The sequence below is a fragment of the Streptomyces sp. NPDC028305 genome (assembly GCF_055569495.1).
This window is the reverse complement of record NZ_JBVHTN010000002.1, coordinates 881,998-905,015: the sequence shown is the minus strand read 5'-3', so window position 1 is coordinate 905,015 and position 23,018 is coordinate 881,998. Positions and strand designations below refer to the sequence as shown.

Sequence of the window (23,018 nt, the reverse complement as noted above, 5' to 3'; positions counted from 1 at the left end):
TCAGGTCCACGGCCTGTTGTCCATGAGGTCGAACAGCTCCGCGTCCGTGGCCGAGTCGAGGTCGGGGCCTTCCTCCCGGGCCTCGCCGTCGGTCCACTTGGTCACCAGGGCGCGCAGCCGGGTGGTGAGGCCGGCCCGGCCGGGGTCATCGCCCGTGACCTCGGCGAGGATGGCCTCCAGCCGCTCGATCTCGGTGGTGGCCAGCTCCACCGGGTCGATCTCGGGCACCAGTTGCTGCCGCAGATGGGCGGCCAGCGCGGCGGGCGTCGGGTGGTCGAACACCACCGTGACCGGCAACCGCAGCCCGGTGGCGGAGTTGAGGCGGTTGCGCAGCTCCACGGTGGTCAGCGAGTCGAAGCCCATCGTCTTGAACGGCCGCTCCGCGCCCACGGCGCCCGGGTCGTCGTGGCCCAGCACCACCGCGGCCTGGGTGCGCACCACGTCGGTGAGCAGCTGCTCGCTCTCCAGGGGCGCCAGGCCCGCCAGGCGCTCGGCCAGCCCGCCGCCGGCCGCGGACGCCGCCGGGGTGTCGGCCACGGCCCGCTTGGCGGTGCCGCGCACCAGTGCGCGCAGCAGCGGCGGGACGGCCCCGGTGAACCGGGAGACGTCCAGCCGCACCGGCACGGTGTGGGTCTGGTTGAACCCCACGACGGCGTCGAGCAGGGCGAGCCCCGTCTCGGTGGACAGCGGTTGCACACCGGTGCGGCCCATCCGGTCCAGGTCCGCTTGGTCCAGGTCCCCGGTCAGCTCGCTGCGGTCGGCCCACAGGCCCCAGGCCAGCGACTGCCCCGGGAGCCCGGCTCGGCGCCGGGCCTGCGCGAGCGCGTCCAGGAAGGCGTTGGCCGCCGCGTAGTTGCCCTGCCCGGGCGCGCCGAACACGCCCGCGGCGGAGGAGAACAGCCCGAACAGCGACAGATCGCGGTCGCGGGTCAGCTCATGCAGATGCCACGCGGCGTCCACCTTGGGCCGCATCACGGTGTCGAGGCGCTCCGGGGTCAGCGCGGACACCACGCCGTCGTCGATGACGCCCGCGGCGTGCACCACCCCGCGCAGCTCGGGGAGCCCTGCCAGCAGCCCGGCCAGCGCCTCGCGGTCGGCGGCGTCGCAGGCCACCACCCGCGCGGTGGCGCCGAGTCCGGCGAGCTCGGCCACCAGGTCGGCCGCGCCGGGCGCGTCCGCTCCCCGGCGGCTGGTGAGCACCAGGTCCCGTACGCCGTGGGCGGTGGCGAGGTGGCGGGCCACCGAGGAGCCGATGACGCCCGTGCCTCCGGTGATCAGCACGGTGCCGTCGAGCGGGCCGGGCGGCGTGGTGAGCGCGACCTTGCCGATGTGGCGGGCCTGGCTGAAGTAGCGGAAGGCCTCCGGGGCCTGCCGGGTCTCCCAGGCGGTCACCGGCAGCGGCGAGAGCGCGCCCTGGTCGAACAGCTCCACCAGGTGCGTCAGCATCTCGTTGATCCGGTCCGGGCCGGCGTCGCCGAGGTCGAAGGAGCGGTAGAGCACAGCGTTGGGCCACGCGGCGGTGACGGCGTCCGCCTCCCGGATGTCGGTCTTGCCCATCTCGATGAACCGGCCGCCCGGCGCCAGCAGGTCGAGCGAGGCGTCGGTGAACTCCCGGGCCAGGCAGTTCAGTACGACGTCCACGCCGCGGCCCTGGGTCGCGGTGCGGAACCGCTCGCCGAACTCCAGGGTGCGGGAGGAGGCCAGCCGCTCGGACGGCACCCCGGTCCCCCGGACCACCGGCCACTTGGGCTCGCTGGCCGTCGCGTACACCTCGATGCCCCAGTGGCGGGCCAGCTGTACGGCCGCCATGCCCACGCCGCCGGCCGCCGCGTGCACCAGCAGCGACTCGCCCTCGCGGATCCGGGCCAGGTCCTGGAGCCCGTAGTAGGCGGTCATGAACACCGTGGGCACGGCCGCCGCCTGAGCGAACGACCAGCCGCGCGGCATGGGCGCCAGCGTCCGGCTGTCGGTCACCGACAGCGGCCCGGCGTACGAGCCCGACAGCAGGCCCATCACCCGGTCGCCCACAGCGAAGCGGGTGACGCCGGGGCCGACCTCGACCACCACGCCGGCGCCCTCGCAGCCGAAGGCCACGTCCATGAAGGACTCGGCCATCTTGACCACGCCCAGGGCGAGCAGCACATCCCGGAAGTTCACCCCGGTGGCGCGCACCGCGAGGCGCACCTGTCCCTCGGCGAGCGGCGCCTCGGACTGTGGGCAGGGCACCAGGCCCAGACCCTCCAGGGAGCCGCTGCCGTCCACGTCCAGGCTCCACGCCCCGCCCTCGGGCACGGTCAGCGCGGGCTGCCGCGCGACCCGGCCCAGCCGCGGCACCAGCGCCTCCCCCGAGCGCACCGCGGCCTCGGGCTCGCCCGCCGCCATCTGGGCGGCCACCACGCCGGCCAGCGCGGTGGCCGACCGGGGGTCGCCGTCCACGTCCAGCTGCGCGATCCGGCCGGGGTTCTCCGAACACGCCGAGCGCACCAGGCCTCGTACAGCGGCCTGGGCGACATCGACCGTGTCGCCCGGCGCGGCGGACACCGCGCCGCGGGTCACCACCATCAGGCAGGCCGACATGGTCTCCTCGGTGGTGAGCCAGTCCTGGACGGCGGCGAGCACCGTGCCCGCGGCGGACCGGGCCGCGTCGGGGACCTCGCGCGGGCCGGTGTCCGGCACGGGCAGGACGACCACGTCCGGCACCGGGTCGCCGGACCGCACGGCGTCCCGCAGGGCGGCCAGGTCGGCGAAGGACTCTGCGCCCTCGATCGCCGGGCCGTCACCGCCGCCGAGCAGGGCCAGACGCGGCTCGTCGGCCGAGGCCGCGGGCAGGGCGGTCCAGTCCAGCTGGTACAGCGCGTCCAGCCGGGGCCCCGCCTCCAGGCCGGCGGCCGACACGGGCCGCATGGCGAGGGCGTCGACGGTCAGGACGGGCAGCCCGGCGGTGTCGGTCATGGTCACCGACACCGAGTCGGCGCCGTTCGGCGCCAGCCGAACGCGTGCGGTGGTGGCGCCGGTGGCGTGGAGGCGGACCCCCCCGAAGGAGAACGGCAGCCGGGGCTCCACCTCGGTGGCGCCGTCGAGGGCCGAGGCCACCTGGCTGTGCAGGGCCGCGTCCGCCAGCGCCGGGTGCACCCCGAACCGTCCGGCCTCCGCCGCGCCGGGCTCGCCCAGCGCGACCTCCGCGAACAGCTCCTCGCCGCGCCGCCACAGGGCGCGCAGCCCCTGGAACACCGGGCCGTACGCGTATCCCCACTCCCGCAGGCGCTCGTACAGCCCGTCGGTGCTCACCGGCTGGGCCCCGTCCGGCGGCCAGGTGCCCGCCCCGGCCTCCGGGGGCATGGCCGCCGGTTCAACTGTCAGGGTGCCGGTGGCGTGACCGGTCCACTCGGCCGGTACGCCGTCGTCCCCGGCGGTGGCGCGGGAGAACACGCGCACCGGGCGCTGTGCGTGCTCGTCGAGCCCGCCCACGGTCACCTGGACGTCCACGGCCCCCTCGGCGGGCAGCACCAGCGGGCTCTGGAGCACCAGTTCCGCCACCTGCTCGCAGCCGACGTAACTCCCGGCGCGCAGGGCGAGTTCCACCAGCGCGGTGCCCGGCACCAGCACCCGGCCGAGCACCGCGTGGTCGGCCAGCCACGGGTGGGTGTCCCGGGACAGCCGGCCCGTGAACACGAACCGGTCGTCCTCGGCCACCTCCACACCGGCGGCCAGCAGCGGATGTCCCACGAGCGAGAGACCGGCCCCGGACACATCGCCCACCGCGTGGCCCGGCCCGGCCAGCCAGTAGCGCCGCCGCTCGAAGGCGTACGTCGGCAGGTCCACCGGTGTGCCGTCGCCGAACACCGCGCGCCAGTCGACGTCCACGCCGTGCACCCACAGCTGCGCCAGCGAGGTCAGCATCCGCCGGACCCCGCCGTCGTCGCGCCGCAGGGTCCCGGTGACGACCGCGTCCCGGCCGCTCGCCTGCGCGGTGTCCTGCACCGGCGGCAGCAGCACCGGGTGCGGGCTGACCTCCACGAAGACGGTGTTGCCCTCGGCGAGCAGGGCGTCGAGGGTGTCCTGGAAGCGGATCGGCTCGCGCAGATTGCGATACCAGTACTCGGCGTCCAGCGTCTCGCCCCGCACCGGCGCGGCGGTGACGGTCGAGTACATGGCCACATCGCCGGCCCGGGGGGTCACGGGCGCGGCCAGCTCCAGCAGTTGGTCACGCACCCGCTCGGTGTGCGGCGTGTGCGACGCGTACTCGATGCCGACCTTGCGCGGCCGCAGCCCGGCGGCCTCCGCCGCGGCGCGCACCTCGGCCAGCGCGTCGAGGTCGCCCGCGACGACGGTGGACTCCGGCCCGTTGACGGCCGCGATCCACACCCCGTCCCGGCCCTCGATCAGCTCGCCGGCCCGCTCGGGCGACGCCGCGACGGACACCATCGCGCCCTTGCCGGACAGATGCTCCGCGAACACCCGGCTGCGCAGCGCCACCAGCCGCGCCCCGTCCTCCAGCGACAGCGCGCCGGCCGCGCAGGCTGCGGCGATCTCGCCCTGGGAGTGGCCGACCACCGCGGACGGGACCACGCCGAGGGAGCGCCACAGCGCGGCCAGCGACACCATCACCGCCCACAGCACGGGCTGGACCACGTCGTCCCGCTCCAGCGGCTCCCCGTTCCGCAGCACCTGGATCGGGTCCCAGTCGAGGTGCGGCGCCAGCGCCTGGGCGCACTTGTCCATCGAGTCGGCGAACACCGGGGCGGCGTCGAGCAGTTCGGTGGCCATGCCGGCCCACTGGGAGCCCTGGCCGGGGAAGACGAACACCACGCCGGAGGCGTCGGCCGCGGCCGAGCCGGTCACCACGTGTGCGGACGGCTCGTCGCCGACGACCGCGTCCAGCCCGCCGAGGAGCCCGTCCCGGTCCCCGGACAGCACGACGGCACGGTGCCGCAGACCGGCCCGGGTCAGCGCCAGGGACCGGCCGACGCCGACCGGGTCGGCGGTGGCGGCGGATTCGCGCAGCCGCGCCGCCTGGGCGCGCAGCGCGTCCGGGGTGTGCCCGGACACCACCCACGGCAGCGCCGCGCCCGCCTCGGCGAGCGGGGTGCTCCGGTCGGTCTCCGGGGCCGGCTCGTCGTCCGCGGGTGCCTGCTCCAGGATGAGGTGCGCGTTCGTGCCGCTGACGCCGAACGAGGAGACCCCGGCCCGGCGGGGCTGCCCGGTGTCGGGCCACTCGGTGGCGGCGGTCACCAGCCGCACCGCGCCCGCGCTCCAGTCGACGTGCGGGGTGGGCTCGTCCACGTGCAGGGTGGGCGGTACGACGCCGTGGCGCAGCGCCATCACGGTCTTGATGATGCTCGCCACGCCCGCGGCGGCCGCGGTGTGGCCGATGTTGGACTTCACCGAGCCCAGCAGCAGCGGCCGGCCCTGCGGCCGGTCCTGGCCGTAGGTGGCCAGCAGCGCCTGCGCCTCGATCGGGTCGCCCAGCGAGGTGCCCGTGCCGTGGGCCTCGACCACGTCCACCTCGGACGCGGACAGCCGGGCGCCGGCCAGCGCCTGGCGGATCACCCGCTGCTGGGACGGGCCGTTGGGGGCGGTCAGCCCGTTGGACGCGCCGTCCTGGTTGACGGCGCTGCCGCGCATCACGGCCAGCACCTGGTGGCCGTTGCGGCGCGCGTCGGACAGCCGCTCCACCAGCAGGACGCCGACGCCCTCGCCCCACGCGGTGCCGTCCGCCCCGGCGGCGAAGGCCTTGACCCGGCCGTCGGGCGCCAGGCCCTGCTGCTTGCTGAACTCGGTGAACATGCTGGGGGTCGACATCACCGTCACCCCGCCGACCAGCGCCATCGTGCACTCCCCGGTGCGCAGCGAGTGCGCGGCCAGGTGCAGCGCCACCAGCGACGACGAGCAGGCCGTGTCCACGGTGAGGGCCGGGCCCTCCAGGCCGAGGGTGTAGGAGATCCGGCCGGAGGCGACGCTGGCCGCGTTGCCGATGCCCACGTGGCCCGCCACGTCCTGCTGGGACCCGCCGAGCAACAGGGTGGCGTAGTCCTGGCCGTTGGTGCCGACGAAGACACCGGTCCGGCTGGAGCGCAGCGACCCCGGGTCGATATGGGCCCGCTCGAGCACCTCCCAGGACGTCTCCAGCAGCAGCCGCTGCTGCGGGTCCATCGCCAGCGCCTCGCGGGGCGAGATCCCGAAGAACTCGGCGTCGAACTCGGCGGCCTCGTAGAGGAATCCGCCCGCCCGGGTGGCCGAGGTGCCGCCCTGGCCCTGGTCGGCGCCGAACAGCCCGCCCAGGTCCCAGCCGCGGTCGGCGGGAAACTCCGCGATGGCGTCGGTGCCGTCCGCCAGCAGCCGCCACAGGTCCTCCGGGGAGCCGACGCCGCCGGGGAACCGGCAGCTCATCCCGACGATGGCGATCGGCTCCCGCTCGGCTTGCTCGACCTCGCGCAGCCGCCCGCGGACCTTGTGCAGGTCGGCGGTCACCCGCTTGAGGTAGTCGAGAGTCTTGTCGTCGTCACCCATCGTGGATCCCATCCGTGTCCTGCGCCCCTTTTCCTGCTCGCCGCTCACGTTTCCTGCTCGCCGCTCACGCTCAGATGCCGAGTTCGTTGTCGATGAAGTCGAAGACCTCGTCCCGCGTCGCGGAGCGGATGTGTTCGGCCGTGGTGGTCTCCGTGGCCGCCTCGTCCGCGTCACCGCCCCAGCGCGCCAGCAGCGCCTCCAGCCGGGCCACGATGTCCGGGTGGGAGCCCGTGCCCGCCGCGACCGTCGCGAGGCTGCTCTCCAGCCGGTCGATCTCCGCGAGCACCGAGGCCTCGGTGACCTCGTCCCCGCCCAGCGCGGCCCGCAGATGTCCGGCGAGTTCACGGGGTGTCGGATAGTCGAAGATCGAGGTGGCGGGCAGGGTCAGCCCGGTGGCCTCGCTCAGCCGGTTGCGGAACTCGACCGCCGCCAGGGAGTCGAAGCCGAGGTCCCGGAAGGGTTTGCCCGGCTCGATCCCGTCGATGGTGGCGTGTCCGAGCACCTGGGCCGCCTGGGTGCGGATCAGCTCGACCAGCGCCTGCTGCCGCTCGGGGCCGGAGAGTCCGGCGAGCCGCTGGTCCAGCCGCGCCGCGGTGTCCGGCGCGGGCTCGGCGGGGGCCTGGGCCCGCCGGGCCTCGGGGATCTCGTCGAGCAGGGTGCTCGGCCGCGCCGCGGTGAACGACACCGCGAACCGCTCCCAGTCGACGTCCGCCACGGTCAGCAGCGGCTCGTCGTGGTCGATGGCCTGCTGGAGCACATCGAGCGCCGCCTGTGGTGCGAGCGGGCGGACGCCGCGCCGCCGCAGATGCGCCTCGGCGTCGTCCCGCGCGGCCATGCCGCCCCCGCCCCAGGGTCCCCAGGCGATCGAGGTGGCGGTGCGGCCACGGGCCCGGCGCCGCTGGGCCAGGGCGTCGAGATACGCGTTGGCCGCGCCGTACGCGCCCTGGCCGGCGCCGCCCCAGACCCCTGCGGTCGACGCGAACAGCACGAAGGCGTCCAGGTCGGTGTCGGCGAACAGCTCGTCGAGGTTGCGCGCGCCGTCGACCTTGCCGCCGCAGACGGCCGCCAGCTCCGCCGGGCCGGTGTCCGCGATACCGGTGGGCGACGCGATGCCCGCGGTGTGCATCACCGCACCGACCTTGACGCCGTCGGCCGTGAGTTCGCTGAGGAGGGCGGCCAGCGCCTCCCGGTCAGCGACATCGCAGGCGGCCACCGTCACCCGGGCACCCAGCTCGATGAGTTCGGCCTCCAGCTCCGCGGCCTCGGGCGCGGCCGGGCCCCGGCGGCTGGTGAGCACCAGGTGTTCGGCTCCGGCGCGGGCCAGCCGACGGGCCACATGGGCGCCCAGCGCCCCGGTGCCTCCGGTGATCAGCACGGCTCCGCGCGGCGTCCAGCGGGGTCCGGCGTCCGGGGCGGTCAGCGGCGCCCTCGTCAGCCGCCGGGCCATCAGCCCGCCGGACCGCACGGCCACCTGGTCCTCGCCCGTGGCGCCCGCCAGGACGGCGCACAGCCGGGCGGCGGCGCGCGGATCCGCGTTGACGGGCAGATCGACCAGCCCGCCCCAGCGATCGGGGTGTTCGAGGGCGGCCACCCGGCCGAGGCCCCACAGCTGGGCCTGGTCGGGGTCGACGTCCTGGTCGCCCGCGACCGCCACCGCGCCACGCGTCACCCACCACAGGGGCGCCGCGATCTCGAGCTCGCCCAGCGCCCGTACGAGGGCGAAGCCCGAGCCCAGGGTCCACGACGGGTCCGCGGTGCCGGAGAGCGCCAGCAGGGACAGGACCCCCCGCACGGGCGCGTCGGGCCGGGCGGCGCGCAGCCGCTCGGCGATGGCCTCGGGCGCGTGGCCGGTGAGGTCGGCGCGGACGACATCGACCCCCTGGCGGGCCAGGGCTTCGAGGTACTCGTCGGCGGCCGCTCCGCCAGCGGTGACGACCAGCCAGGTGCCGGTGAGCGTGGCGGCCGGTTCGGCGATCGGCCGCCAGGTCACGCCGTAACGCAGGTCCTGGAGCGCCGAGCGCTCCTGGGAGCGGCGGCGCCAGTCCGACAGCACGGGCAGCATCTCCCGCAGCGGAGAGTGTCCCTTCTCCTCTCCGTCCACGCCCAGCGTGCGCGCCAGCGCGTCCGCGTCCCCGCTCTCCACGGCGGACCAGAACGCCTGGTCGGCCGCCGTGGCGGGGCCGCCGTCGGCGGTGAGCGCGGGCGCGTCCAGCCAGTAGCGCTCGCGTTGGAAGGCGTAGGTGGGCAGGTCGAGCCGCGCGGCCGGGGTCAGCGTGGGCCAGTCGACGGCCGTGCCACGGGTGTGCAGCCGGGCCAGGGCCTGGGTGAACGTGGTGATCTCGTCGTGGTCCGGCCGGGTGGTCGGCACCGCGAGGGAGGGGATCTCCGTGGTGATCGAGGCGAGGTGGTCGGCGGCGAGAGCGGTCAGCGTGGTGTCGGGGCCGATCTCGACGAAGTCCGTGACACTCTGCTCGCCCAGCCACTTCAGACCGTCGGCGAACCGCACCGCCTGCCGGGCATGGCGCAGCCAGTAGTCGACACTGCCGATCTCCTCGGCCGCGAGCACCTCTCCCGTCACGTTGGACACGATCGGGACACGCGGCTCACCCCACGCGACACCGCCCAGCACCTCGGCGAACTCCGCCAGCATCGGCTCCACCAACGGCGAGTGGAACGCCCGCTCCACCCGCAGTCGGCGCGTGCGCCGGCCCTCTTCCCGGGCCAACCCCACCACCCGCTCCACCGCGTCCTCGGCGCCGGACACCACGACCGACCGCGGGCCGTTCACGGCGGCCACCGCCAACCGCTCCGCCTCCCCGCCGATCCACCCGACGACCTCAACCTCCGTGGCCTCCACGGCAGCCATCGCGCCACCCGAAGGCAGCCCCGCCATCAACCGGCCCCGCGCGGCCACCACCCGCGCCGCATCCCCCAACGACCACACACCCGACACATGAGCCGCCGCCAACTCCCCCACCGAATGCCCGATCAGGAAATCAGCACCCACCCCACACGCCTCAAGCATCCGGAACAGCGCCACCTCGAACGCGAACAGCCCCGCCTGCGTGCAGTCCGTTCGATCCACCAACTCCGCCTCCGCCGAACCGGCCTCGGCGGAGAGAACCTGGTCCAGCGGCAGGCCGAGCAGTCCGTCGAACGCCTTGCAGACCTCTTCGAGCGCCTCGGCGAACACCGGCAGCGCCGACAGACCACGGCCCATCCCCGGCCGCTGTGAACCCTGACCCGAGAACAGGAAGGCGGTCGAGCGGCCGGATGTCGCCACTCCCGACACCACGTGCTCCGTGGTCTCCCCTGACACCACCGCGGCCAGGCCGCGCAGATGGTCCTCGCGGTTCCCGGCGATCACCACGGCGCGGTGTTCCAGCGCCGCGCGCGAGGCCTCCAGCGACCAGCCGATCCGCGCGGAGTCCGCCTCACTCGCGATGGCGAACTCGCGCAGCCGCGCGGCCTGGCCGCGCAGTCCGGCCGCCGAGCGGCCCGACACCACCCACGGCACGGGACCGGAAACCGGAGCCGCGTCGATGGGCGCCCCGCCGTCGTTCCGACCCTCGTTCCGGTCGTCGGGCGCCTGCTCGATGACCACATGTGCATTGGTGCCGCTGATGCCGAAGGAGGACACCGCCGCACGGCGCGGCCGCTCGTCCTGGGGCCACGGCCGGCCCTCGGTCACCAGCTCCACCGCACCCGCCGACCAGTCCACATGCGGGGTCGGCTCATCCACGTGCAACGTACGCGGCACCAGCCCATGGCGCATCGCCAGCACCATCTTGATGACCCCGGCGACGCCCGCCGCGGCCTGGGTGTGGCCGAGGTTCGACTTCAGCGAGCCGAGCAGCACCGGGTGGTCGTCCGCCCGCTCCTGTCCGTAGGTCGCGATCACCGCCTGTGCCTCGATGGGGTCGCCGAGCGGGGTGCCGGTGCCGTGCGCCTCGACCACGTCCACCTCGGCGGCGGACACCCCGGAACTGGCGAGCGCCTGACGGATGACCCGCTGCTGCGACGGGCCGTTCGGCGCCGTCAGCCCGTTCGACGCGCCGTCCTGGTTCACCGCCGTGCCCCGCACCACACCGAGGATCCGGTGTCCGTTGCGCCGGGCGTCCGACAGCCGCTCGACCAGCAGCAGGCCCACGCCCTCCGACCAGGTGGTGCCGTCCGCGCCGGCCGCGAAGGACTTGCAGCGGCCGTCCGGCGCCAGCCCCTGCTGCCTGCTGAACTCCACGAAGGCGGCCGGGGTCGACATCACGGCCACGCCGCCGGCCAGGGCGAGCGAGCACTCGCCCTGACGCAGCGCCTGCGCCGCCAGGTGCAGGGCGACCAGCGAGGACGAGCAGGCGGTGTCCACCGTGACGGCGGGGCCCTCGAAGCCGAAGGTGTAGGCCAGACGGCCGGTGGCGATGCTGCCGGTGTTGCCGTTGCCGAGGAAGCCCGCGACATCCTCCGGGACGGTCCGCAGCCGGGTGGCGTAGTCGTGGTGCATCAGCCCGGCGAACACCCCGACCCGGCTGCCCCGTACGGCGCCCGGGTCGATGCCCGCGTCCTCGAACGCCTCCCAGGACGTCTCCAGCAGCAGCCGCTGCTGCGGGTCCATGGCCACGGCCTCGCGCGGCGAGATGCCGAAGAAGGAGGGGTCGAACTCGGCTGCGTCGTAGAGGAAGCCGCCCGCGCCCACCGGGCCGTCGGGTCCGTGCAGCTCCGCGACGTCCCAGCCGCGGTCGTCGGGGAACCCGGAGATCGCGTCCCGGCCGTCCATGACCAGCTGCCACAGATCCTCGGGCGACCGCACCCCGCCCGGGTAGCGGCAGCTCATCCCGATGATCGCTATCGGCTCGTCGGCCGCGGCCACCGTGCGCGCCTCGTCGGCGACGGTCTCGCCGGTCACCAGCTGGGACCGCAGGTGGGCGGCCAGCGCCGCGGGGGTCGGGTAGTCGAACACCAAGGTGGCCGGAAGCCGCACGCCCGTCGCGGTGGCGAGCTGGTTGCGCAGCTCCACGGCGGTCAGCGAGTCGAAGCCGAGCTCGGAGAACGGCCGGTCGTCCGCGACAGCGCTGCCCGGCGCGTGGCCCAGGACGGCGCCGACGTGCCGCAGCACCAGCTCGAGCAGGGCCTTGTCGCGCTCGGCCTCGGACATCGTGTGCAGCCGCTCCCGCAGCCCCGTGTTCGCGCCGACCCGCGCGGCACGCCGGGCCGGGGTGCGCACCAGCGCCCGCAGGGCCGCGGGGACGGCCGAGCCAGCACCGCGTACGGCGGCGAGGTCGAGCGCCATCGGCACGAGCACCGGCTCGTCGGCGGCGAGGGCGGCGTCGAACAGCGCGAGCCCGTCCTCGACCGACAGGGCCGAGATCCCGCCGCGGGACACCCGCGCCAGGTCGCGCTCGCTCATGGCGCCGGACATGGTGGAGCGCTGCTCCCACAGGCCCCAGGCCAGCGACCGGGCGGCCAGGCCCCGGGCGTGGCGGTGGCTCGCCAGCGCGTCCAGGAACGTGTTGGCCGCGGCGTAGTTGGCCTGGCCGGCGGCCCCCGTCACACCCGCCGCCGACGAGAACAGCACAAAAGCCGTCAGGTCCATTCCGGCGGTGAGCTCGTGCAGGTTCCAGGCCGCGTCCGCCTTGGGGCGCAGCACGGCGTGGAGCCGCTCGGGGGTCAGGGAGGACACGATTCCGTCGTCGACCACACCGGCGGCGTGGACCACGCCGCGCAGCGGCCGGTCGGCCGGGATGGCGGCCAGCGCGCCGGCCAGGCTGTCGCGGTCCGCGGCGTCGCAGGCCACCACGGTGGCCTCGGCGCCCAGCTCGGCCAGTTCGGCCACGAGTTCCCCGGCGCCCGCGGCCCGGGCGCCCTGCCGGCCGACCAGCAGCAGGTGGGCCACGCCGTGGACGGCGGCCAGGTGGCGGGCCACGGCGCCACCCAGCGTGCCAGTGCCGCCGGTGATCAGGACGGTGCCGCTCGGATCCCAGACGGGCGCCGCAGCATCGCCGGGCGCCGCCGCCCGGGTCAGCCGGGGTGCGTACAGAACGCCGTCGCGGAGCGCCAGTTCGGGTTCGTCCGCGGCCCGCGCGGTCAGTACGGCGCGGATCAGCCCGGCCGCCGCCGCGTCGGGATTGCCTTCGGTGTCGGGGTGGTCTTCGGCATCGAGGTCGAGCTGCACGATGCGGTCCGGGTGCTCCGACTGGGCGGAGCGCACCAGACCCCGCACCGCGGCCTGCGGCAGGTCGGGGGCCCGTCCGTCGACGGAGGCCGCGTGACGGGTGACCAACACCAGCCGGGCCCCGTCGGGCCGGTCGTCGCCGAGCCAGGCGCGTACGGTCTCCAGTGCCCAGCCGGTGGCCGCCCTGGTCGCGTCCGGCGTGTCCCCGGGGAAGTCCGGGCACACCGCGAGCACCGCGTCCGGGGCGGGGGTGTCCTCGCGGTCGACGGCGGCCGGCGCGGCCAGGTCCTCGTACCGCTCGGCGTCGATCCCCGCCGCGCCGATCAGCGCGTCCGCGTCGGCCCCGAGGGCGGCCCACCGGAGGGCGGCCGTGCCGTCCTGCCCGGCCACCGGGGCCACCTCGGCCCAGCCGGGTCGGAAGAGCGAATCGCCGTGGCCACGCGCCGCCTGGAGCTGATCGCCGGTGACCGGACGCAGCGCGAGCGCGTCGATCGACGCCACCGGCAGCCCCTCGCCGTCGGCCACCGTCACCGCGATCCCGGCGGCGCTGGTCGGGGAGAGACGGACGCGCAGCGCCGTGGCCCCGGTGGCGTACAGCCGCACGCCCTGCCAGGAGAAGGGCAGACCGCTCGGGGCGTCGGTGCCGTCCGTCGCGGTCAGCAGGGAGATGCCGTGCAGCGCCGCGTCGAGCACCGCCGGGTGCAGGCAGTAGCGGTCGGCGTCAGCGGCCGCCGCCTCGGGCAGGCGGACCTCGGCGAACACCTCGGCGCCGCGCCGCCAGGCCGCGGTGAGCCCCTGGAACGCAGGTCCGTAGCCGAGCCCACCGTCGTTCAGCCGGTCGTAGACGCCGTCGAGCGCGACGGGCGCGGCGCCCTCGGGCGGCCATACGCCGGGCTCGGCGTGGCCCGTCGGCGCACCGTCGGAGAGCACACCCGTGGCGTGGGTGGTCCACTCCTCGGTGTCCTGGCGCCGCGCGTACACCGCGAGGGTCCGGCGGCCGCTGTCGTCGGCGCCGCCCACGGTCAGCTGGACCCGCACGGTGGCGTCCTCGGACAGGATCAGGGGTGCGTGCAGGGTCAGTTCCTCGACCACGTCGCAGCCCACTTCGTCGCCCGCGCGCAGCGCCATGTCGACGAAGGCGGCACCGGGGAACAGAACGGTGTCCAGCACCGCGTGGTCGGCCAGCCAGGGCTGTTCGGCCAGCGAGAGCCTGCCCGTGAGCAGTACGCCGTCGCCGTCGGCCAGGCCGACGCGCGCGCCGAGCAGCGGATGGTCGGTGGCCTCGAGCCCGACGGAGCCGACGGCTGCGTCCACGCCCACCGGAGCGGTCCGCTCGGGCCAGTAGCGCTGCCGCTGGAAGGCGTAGGTGGGCAGGTCGAGCCGCGCGCCCGGGGTCAGCGTGGGCCAGTCGACGGCCGTGCCCCGGGTGTGCAGCCTGGCCAGGGCCTGGGTGAACGTGGTGATCTCGTCGTGGTCCGGCCGGGTGGTCGGCACCGCGACGGCCATGTCTGCCGCAGCCTGGTCGGCGGCCAGACTGCTCAGCGTGGTGTCGGGGCCGATCTCGACGAAGTCCGTCACACCCTGCTCGCCCAGCCACTTCAGACCGTCGGCGAACCGCACCGCCTGCCGGGCATGGCGCAGCCAGTACTCCACACTGCCGATCTCCTCGGCCGTGACCACCTCACCGGTCACATTGGACACGATCGGAATACGCGGCTCACCCCACGCGACACCGCCCAGCACCTCGGCGAACTCCGCCAGCATCGGCTCCACCAACGGCGAATGGAACGCCCGCTCCACCCGCAACCGCCGCGTCCGCCGACCCTCCTCACGCGCGAGACCGACCACCCGCTCCACCGCGTCCTCGGCGCCGGACACCACGACCGACCGCGGACCGTTCACCGCGGCCACCGCCAACCGCTCCGCCTCCCCGCCGATCCACCCGACGACCTCAACCTCCGTAGCCTCCACGGCAGCCATCGCGCCACCCGAAGGCAGCCCCGCCATCAACCGGCCCCGCGCCGCCACCACCCGCGCCGCATCCCCCAACGACCACACACCCGACACATGAGCCGCCGCCAACTCCCCCACCGAATGCCCGATCAGGAAATCAGCACCCACCCCACACGCCTCAAGCATCCGGAACAGCGCCACCTCGAACGCGAACAGCCCCGCCTGCGTGTAATCCGTCCGATCCACCAACTCCGCCTCCGCCGAACCAGCCTCGGCGGACAACACCCGGCCCAACGGCACACCCAACAGCCCGTCGAACGCCCGGCACGCCTCCTCCAGCGCCTCGGCGAACACCGGCAGCGCCGACAAACCACGCCCCATACCCGGCCGCTGCGAACCCTGACCCGAGAACAGGAACGCCACCCGCCGGCCGTCCTGAACGGCACCGCTGGCCACTCCGCTCGCGGACTCCCCCGCGGCCACCGCATCCAGCCCCGCCAGAAACTCCTCGCGGTCCGCCGCGACCACCACGGCGCGGTGCTCCAGTGCGGCCCGCGAACTCGCCAGCGACCAGGCCACGTCCGCGGTCTCAGGGGCTCGGTCGGCCACGAACGCGCGCAGCTGGGCGGCCTGGCCGCGCAGCCCGGCCGCCGTGCGGCCCGACACCAGCCACGGGACGGCCGCGCCTGCCGCGGGCGCCGCCTGCCGCTCCGGCGCGGGAGGCGCGTCGGCCATGGGCGCCTGCTCCAGTACGACATGGGCGTTGGTGCCGCTGATGCCGAACGAGGACACCGCCGCGCGGCGCGGCCGCTCGTCCTGGGGCCATGAACGGCCCTCGGTCACCAGCTCCACCGCACCCGCCGACCAGTCCACATGCGGGGTCGGCTCATCCACGTGCAACGTACGCGGCACCACGCCATGACGGATGGCCATGACGGCCTTGATGACCCCGGCGACGCCCGCCGCGGCCTGGGTGTGACCGAGGTTGGACTTGACCGAACCGAGGAGCAGCGGCCGGTCCTCCGGCCGGTCCTGGCCGTAGGTGGCCAGCAGCGCCTGCGCCTCGATGGGGTCGCCCAGGGCCGTGCCGGTGCCGTGCGCCTCCACCATGTCCACCGCGGCGGCGGACACCCCGGAGTTGGCCAGCGCCTGACGGATCACCCGCTGCTGCGACGGGCCGTTCGGCGCCGTCAGCCCGTTCGACGCACCGTCCTGGTTCACCGCCGAGCCCCGCACGACCGCCAGGACGTCATGGCCGTTGCGCACCGCGTCCGACAGCCGCTCGACCAGCAGGACGCCGACGCCCTCGGCGAATCCGGTGCCGTCCGCGTCCGCCGCGAACGCCTTGCAGCGGCCGTCCGGCGCCAGCCCGCGCTGCCTGCTGAACGACACCATCAGCGCCGGGCTCGGCATGACCGTGACGCCACCGGCGACGGCCAGGGTGCACTCGCCCTGCCGCAGCGCCTGGACGGCCAGGTGCAGGGCCACGAGCGACGACGAGCAGGCGGTGTCCACCGTGATCGCCGGGCCCTCCAGGCCGAAGGTGTAAGCCACCCGGCCGGACGCCACGCTGCTCGCGTTGCCGGTCAGCAGGTGTCCGTCCAGGCCGTCGGAGGCGGTGAACAGATTCACCCCGTAGCCGGACACCGAGCCGCCGAGGAAGACACCGGTCGGGGAGCCGTGCAGGCCGCCCGGGTCGATGCCCGCGCGCTCGAACGCCTCCCAGGTGGTCTCCAGCAGCAGCCGCTGCTGCGGGTCCATGGCCAGCGCCTCACGGGGCGAGATGCCGAAGAACTCGGGGTCGAAGTCGGCCATGTCGTGCAGGAACCCGCCCACGCGGGTGTGCGAGGTGCCCGGCCGGTCGGGGTCCGGGTCGAACAGCGCGTCGAGGTCCCAGCCGCGGTCCGTGGGGAACGGCGACATGGCGTCCCGCTCCTCGGCCACCAGCTGCCACAGGTCCTCCGGTGAGCGCACCCCGCCGGGGAACCGGCAGCTCATGCCCACGATCGCGATCGGCTCGTCAGCCACCACAGCCACCGCCGCGGCAGCCGGAACCGCAGGCGCGGACACGCCCTCGCCATCCGCCCCCAGCCGCAACGCCAGCTCCGCCGCCAGCGCCACGGGGGTCGGGTAGTCGAACACCGCCGTCACCGGAAGCCGCAGCCCCGTCGCCGCACCCAGCCGGTTCCGCAGCTCCACCGCCGTCAGCGAGTCGAACCCCACATCCTTGAACGCCCGATCCGCACCCACCGCCTCGGCACCACCATGCCCCAACACCACCGCCGCCTGCGCCCGCACCAACTCCGTCAACACCCGATCCCGCTCGGCCACCGGCAACAGGGCCAGACGCTCGCGCAGACCGCCCTGCCCGGCAGCGGCGTTCGCGGCCACGCGCTTCGCCGAGGCGCGGACCAGACCGCGGAACAGCGGAGCCACGGCCTCCTGCTTGCGCAGCGCGGAGAGGTCGAGCCGGATCGGCACCACCTGCGGGCGCGGCATCCGGGCGGCCGCGTCGAACAGCGCGAGCCCCTCGTCGGTGGCGAGCGCCTGAACACCCGTGCGGCCCATCCGGTCCAGGTCGACCTGGTCCAGCTGCCCCGTCATCGCGCTGCGGTCGGCCCACAGGCCCCAGGCCAGCGACTGCCCCGGGAGCCCGGCCCGGCGGCGGGCCTGCGCCAGCGCGTCCAGGAAGGCGTTGGCCGCCGCGTAGTTGCCCTGCCCGGGCGCGCCGAACACGCCCGCGGCGGAGGAGAACAGCGCGAACAGCGACAGATCGCGGTCCCGGGTCAGCTCGTGCAGATGCCACGCCGCGTCCACCTTCGGCCGCAACACCACATCCAACCGCTCCGGGGTCAGCGCCGACACCACCCCGTCGTCCAGCGCCCCGGCCGCATGCACCACACCACACAACCCGGGCAACTCACCCAACAGCCCCGCCAACGCCTCACGATCCGCGACGTCACACGCCACCACCCGCGCCATGGCCCCCAGCTCCGCGAGGTCCGCGACAAGCTCCGCGGCACCCGGCGCCTCCGCACCACGACGGCTGGTCAACACCAGGTCAGTGAGGCGATGTTCGGTGGCCAGGTGGCGGGCCACGGCCGACCCGATGACCCCCGTACCCCCCGTGATCAGCACGGTCCCGTCGAGCGGGCCGGACGGCGGGGTGGTCAGCACCACCTTGCCGGTGTGACGGGCCTGGCTGACGTAGCGGAAGGCGTCCGGCGCCTGCCGGGTGTCCCACGCGGTCACCGGCAGCGGCGAGAGCACCCCCTGCTCGAACAGCTCCACCAGGTGCGCCAGCATCTCCTGCACGCGGTCGGGGCCGGCCTCCCCCAGGTCGAACGCCCGGTACGACACGCCGGGCCGCGCGGCGCCGACCTCGTCGGCGTCACGGATATCGGTCTTGCCCATCTCGAGGAACCGGCCCCCCGGCCCCAGCAGGCCGAGCGAAGCGTCCACGAACTCCCGGGCCAGCGAGTTCAGCACCACGTCCACGGCGCGGAACCGGTCGGCGAACTCCAGGGTGCGCGAGGACGCCAGCCGCTCGGCCGGAACACCCATGCCGCGCACCACCGGCCACTTCGGCTCGCTCGCCGTCGCGTACACCTCGACACCGAGGTGGCGGGCCAACTGGACGGCCGCCATGCCCACCCCACCCGCGGCGGCGTGCACCAGCAGCGACTCGCCCGCCCGCACCCCGGCCAGGTCCCCCAGCGCGTAGTAGGCGGTCAGGAACACGGCGGGCACCGAAGCCGCCTCGGCGAACGACCAGCCACCCGGCATACGCACGACCATCCGCGCGTCCGCCACCGCCAGCGGACCCGCGTACGCGCCCGACAGCAGCCCCATCACCCGGTCCCCCACCGCGAGACCGGTCACCTCCGGGCCGACCTCGACCACCACACCGGCGCCCTCGCACCCGAACACCGCGCCGGACAGCGGAACGACGCCCAGCGCGACCAGGACGTCCCGGAAGTTGACGCCGGTCGCGCGCACCGCCACCCGCACCCGGCCCGCGCCCAGCGGCGCCTCGGCCTCCGGGCACGGCACCAGGCGCAGCCCGTCCAGGGTGCCGCCGGTGTCCAGATCCAGGCTCCACGCCTCCGCGCCGTCGGGCACCGCCAGGGCTCCCGCGTCCGTCGGGGAGACCCGGCCGAGCCGTGGCACCGAGGCCACGCCCGAGCGCAGCACGGCCTCCGACTCGCCGGCCGCGGCCGCGGCCGCCACCACGGCGGCCAGCGCCGCCGCCGACTCCGCGGCACCGTCGATGTCCACCTGGAGAATCCGGCCGGGGTGCTCGGAGCTCGCCGAGCGCACCAGGCCCCGCACGGCGGCCTGGACGACATCGACCCGCTCGCCCGGCTCCGCCGCGATGCCCCCACGGGTCACCAGGACCAGCCGGGTGTCCTCCAGTTCGGGGTGGCCGAGCCACTCCCGTACCACGCCGAGCACCTGGGCCAGGAGCGCCCGGCTCGCGGCCGGGGCGTCCGCGCCCGGGGCTGCGGCGGGGCAGGGCAGCAGCACCGTCACGGGCAGCGACTCGTCACCGCGCGCCGCCGCGGCCACCGAGGCGACATCGGGGTACGACGGGGCGTCAAGGCCCGGTACGGCATCCTCGCCCAGGACCGCGACCCGCTCCGCCGCCTCGTCGGAGGCCACCGGCAGCGGCGCCCAGACCACCTCGTACATCGAGTCCACCGCCGGGCCCGCCACCGCGGCCGCGGTGAGCGGTCGGGAGGTGAGCGCGTCGACGGTGAGGACCGGGAGCCCGGCGTGGTCGGTCATCAGCACCGAGACCGCGTCGGGGCCGGCCGGGGCCACCCGGACCCGCGCCGAGGTGGCGCCCGTGGCGTGGATCCGGGCGCCGGAGAAGGAGAACGGCAGCTTGCGCTCCCCGCCGTCCTCCAACAGCACCACCAGGCTGCTCTGCAACCCCGCGTCCACCAGGGCCGGATGCACCCCGAACCGCCCGGCCTCGCCCGCTGCGGGCTCGTCCAGCGCGACCTCGGCGAACACCTCCTCGCCGCGCCGCCACACCGCGCGCAGCCCCTGGAACACCGGCCCGTAGGCGTAGCCCGCCTCCGCGAGGCGCTCGTAGACCCCCTCGGTCGGCACCGGCGCCGCGCCCTCGGGCGGCCACACCGTCTCCGGGGCCGCCGCGGGCTGCTCTGCGCCACCGGCGGCCACCGTGCCCGTCGCGTGGCAGACCCACTCCGCGCCGTCCTCGTCCGGCCCGGGGCGGTGCGGCCGGGAGTGCAGCCGTACCGCGCGCCGCCCCTGCTCGTCGGCCGGGTCGACGCCGACCTGCACCTCGACCGCGGTGCTGTCGTCCGGCACCAGCAGCGGGGCCCGCAGGACCAGTTCCTCCAGCCGGTCGCAGCCGGCGTACTCCCCGGCGCGCAGCACCAGCTCCAGCACGGCCGCGCCCGGCACCAGGGCCCGGCCCGCCACCGTGTGGTCGGCGAGCCAGGGGTGCGAGCCGGTGGACAGCCGGCCGGTGAACAGGGCCCCGCCGCCCTCGGCCACGCCGATCCCGGCCGCCAGCAGCGGATGGCCCAGCGGCGAGAGACCGGCGCCCGCCAGGTCGCCCACTCCGGAGCCGGTCCCCGACAGCCAGTAGCGGCGGTGCTCGAACGCGTACGTGGGCAGGTCCACCCGCTCGGTGTCGCCGCCGAACACGGCCCGCCAGTCGGGCCCGACGCCACGCACCCACAGCTCTGCCAGGGAGGTCAGCACGCGCCCCGGACCGCCCTCGCCGCGCCGCAGCGTCGCCACCGCCGTCACATCGGTGTCCGCGGCATGCCCGGCCTCCTCGATCGCGCCCGCCAGCACCGGATGGGGGCTGACCTCGAGGAACACCGTGCTGTCATCGCCGATGAGGGTCCGTACGGTCTCGTGGAAGCGGACCTGTCCGCGCAGATTCCGGTACCAGTACTCCGCGTCCAGCGCCTCGCCGTCGGCGAGCGCGGCCGTGACGGTGGAGTACATGGGGATGTCCCCGGCCCGTGGGGTGATCGGGGCGGCCAGCTCCAGCAGGGCGTCGCGGACCTGTTCGACATGCGGTGTGTGCGAGGCGTAGTCCACCGCGATCGACCGCGCCCGCAGCCCCTCGGCCTCGGCCGCCGCCATCACCTCGGCCAGTACGTCCGGGGTGCCGCCGAGCACCGTGGCGGCGGGGCCGTTCACGGCCGCGATCCACACCCCGTCGCGGTCGGCCAGCAGCTCCGTCACCCGCTCGGCGGAGGCGGCGACGGACACCATCCCGCCCTGGCCGGCCAGGTCCTCGGCGATCACCCGGCTGCGCAGCGCCACCAGCCGGGCCCCGTCCTCCAGCGAGAGGACCCCGGCCGCGCACGCCGCCGCGATCTCGCCCTGGGAGTGTCCGACCACCGCCGACGGCACCACGCCCATCGAACGCCACAGCGCGGCCAGTGACACCATGACCGCCCACAGCACGGGCTGCACCACGTCCACCCGCTCCAGCGAGCCGCCGCCCCGCAGCACCTCGAGCAGATCCCAGTCGATGTGCGGCGCGAGGGCCTCGGCACACCGCTGGACCGACTCGGCGAACGCGGGCGAGGACTCGAGCAGTTCGGTGGCCATGCCCACCCACTGCGAGCCCTGGCCCGGGAAGACGAACACCACGCCGTCGGGGGCCTGTGCCCCGACGGCACCGCTCACCACGTGGGCGGCGGGCTCCCCGGCGGCGACGGCGTCGAGACCGGTCAGGAAGGCGTCCCGGTCCCCGGCGACCACCACCGCGCGGTGCTCCAGCGCGGCGCGCGACGACGCCAGCGACCACCCCAGGCGCCGGTCCGCCTCGCCGGAGTCGGCGGCGAAGGTGCGCAGCCGGGCGGCCTGTGCGCGCAGTCCCTCGGCGGAACGGCCCGACACCGCCCACGGCAGCGCACCGTCCGCCGCCGCGGGGGCGAAGGGGGCGGGCGCGTCGGAGACCTCCTCGGCCTCGGGTGCCGTGACGGCCGGCGGCTGCTCGATGATCACATGCGCGTTGGTGCCGCTCACCCCGAACGAGGACACGGCGGCGCGCCGCGGCTGCCCGGTCGAGGGCCAGTCGGTGTTCTCGGTCACCAGCCGCACCGCGCCGGACTCCCAGTCCACATGCGGGGTCGGCTCGTCGATGTGCAGCGTCGCGGGCACGGTGCCGTGCCGCATCGCCATCACCATCTTGATGATTCCGCCCACGCCCGCCGCGGCCTGGGTGTGGCCGAGGTTCGACTTGAGCGAGCCGAGCAGCAGCGGGCGGTCGGCGGGCCGGTCCTGACCGTACGTCGCCAGCAGCGCGTCCGCCTCGATCGGGTCGCCAAGCGTGGTGCCCGTGCCGTGCGCCTCCACGACGTCGACCTGCACCGGGGACAGTTCGGCGTCGGCCAGGGCCTGCCGGATGACCCGCTGCTGCGAGGGCCCGTTGGGCGCGGTGAGCCCGTTGGACGCGCCGTCCTGGTTGACCGCCGAGCCGCGCACCACGGCCAGCACCTGGTGGCCGTTGCGCACCGCGTCGGACAGCCGCTCCACCAGCAGGACACCGACGCCCTCGGCGAGACCGGTGCCGTCGGCGCCGCCCGCGAAGGCCCGGCACCGGCCGTCGCGCGACAGGCCCTGCTGGCGGCTGAACTCGACGAACACCTCGGGGGTGGCCATCACCATCACCCCGCCGGCCACGGCCATCGAACAGTCGCCCCGCTGGAGCGCGTTCACCGCCAGGTGCAGCGCCACCAGCGACGACGAGCAGGCGGTGTCCACCGTGATCGCCGGGCCCTCAAGACCCAGGGTGTAGGCGATCCGGCCCGAGATCACGCTGTCCGCGCGGCCGGTGAGCAGATAGCCCTGGACCTCCTCGGGGGCGTCGGTCAGCTCGCCGCCGTAGCCGTGGAAGCTGGACCCCATGAACACGCCGGTGCGGCTGCCGCCCAGCGACGCCGGGTCGATGCCGGCCCGCTCGAACAGCTCCCAGGACGTCTCCAGCAGGAGCCGCTGCTGCGGGTCCATGCCCAGCGCCTCACGCGGCGAGATGCCGAAGAAACCCGCGTCGAAGTCGGCGGCGTCGTACAGGAAACCGCCCCGGTTCACATACGAGGTCCCGGGCCGTTCCCCGGCCACGTCGAACAGCCCCGCCAGGTCCCAGCCGCGGTCCGCCGGCACCTCGGAGATGGCGTCCGTGCCGTCGGCCACCAGGCGCCACAGCTCCTCGGGCGAGGTCACCCCGCCGGGGTAGCGGCAGCTCATGCCGACGATCGCCACCGGCTCACCAACCGCCGCCTCCGCGTCCCGCAACCGTGCCCGCGTCTCCTTCAGCTCCGCGGTGACACGCTTGAGGTACTCGAAGAGCTTTTCTTCATTCGCCATGGGTGACTGGTCCATCCTTGTG

Annotated in this window: 2 protein-coding genes; both read right to left on the bottom strand. The window is 75.3% G+C overall.

The window, feature by feature from the left end:
• Positions 1-6,522, bottom strand: a complete 6,522-nt coding sequence (locus tag ACZ4WQ_RS10230; protein WP_468022141.1) for an SDR family NAD(P)-dependent oxidoreductase — start codon at positions 6,520-6,522, stop codon at positions 1-3.
• Between the two features lie 58 nt (positions 6,523-6,580).
• Positions 6,581-22,996 carry a type I polyketide synthase gene (locus ACZ4WQ_RS10225; RefSeq protein ID WP_398375332.1) on the bottom strand — a complete coding sequence of 5,472 codons (16,416 nt, stop codon included), beginning with the start codon at positions 22,994-22,996 and terminating at the stop codon, positions 6,581-6,583.
• Positions 22,997-23,018 lie beyond the last annotated feature (22 nt).

Excerpts from the sequence above, each read along its gene's own strand:
- ACZ4WQ_RS10230 (WP_468022141.1), bottom strand. The coding sequence starts at position 6,522 with ATGGGATCCACGATGGGTGACGACGACAAGACTCTCGACTACCTCAAG.
- ACZ4WQ_RS10225 (WP_398375332.1), bottom strand. The coding sequence starts at position 22,996 with ATGGCGAATGAAGAAAAGCTCTTCGAGTACCTCAAGCGTGTCACCGCG.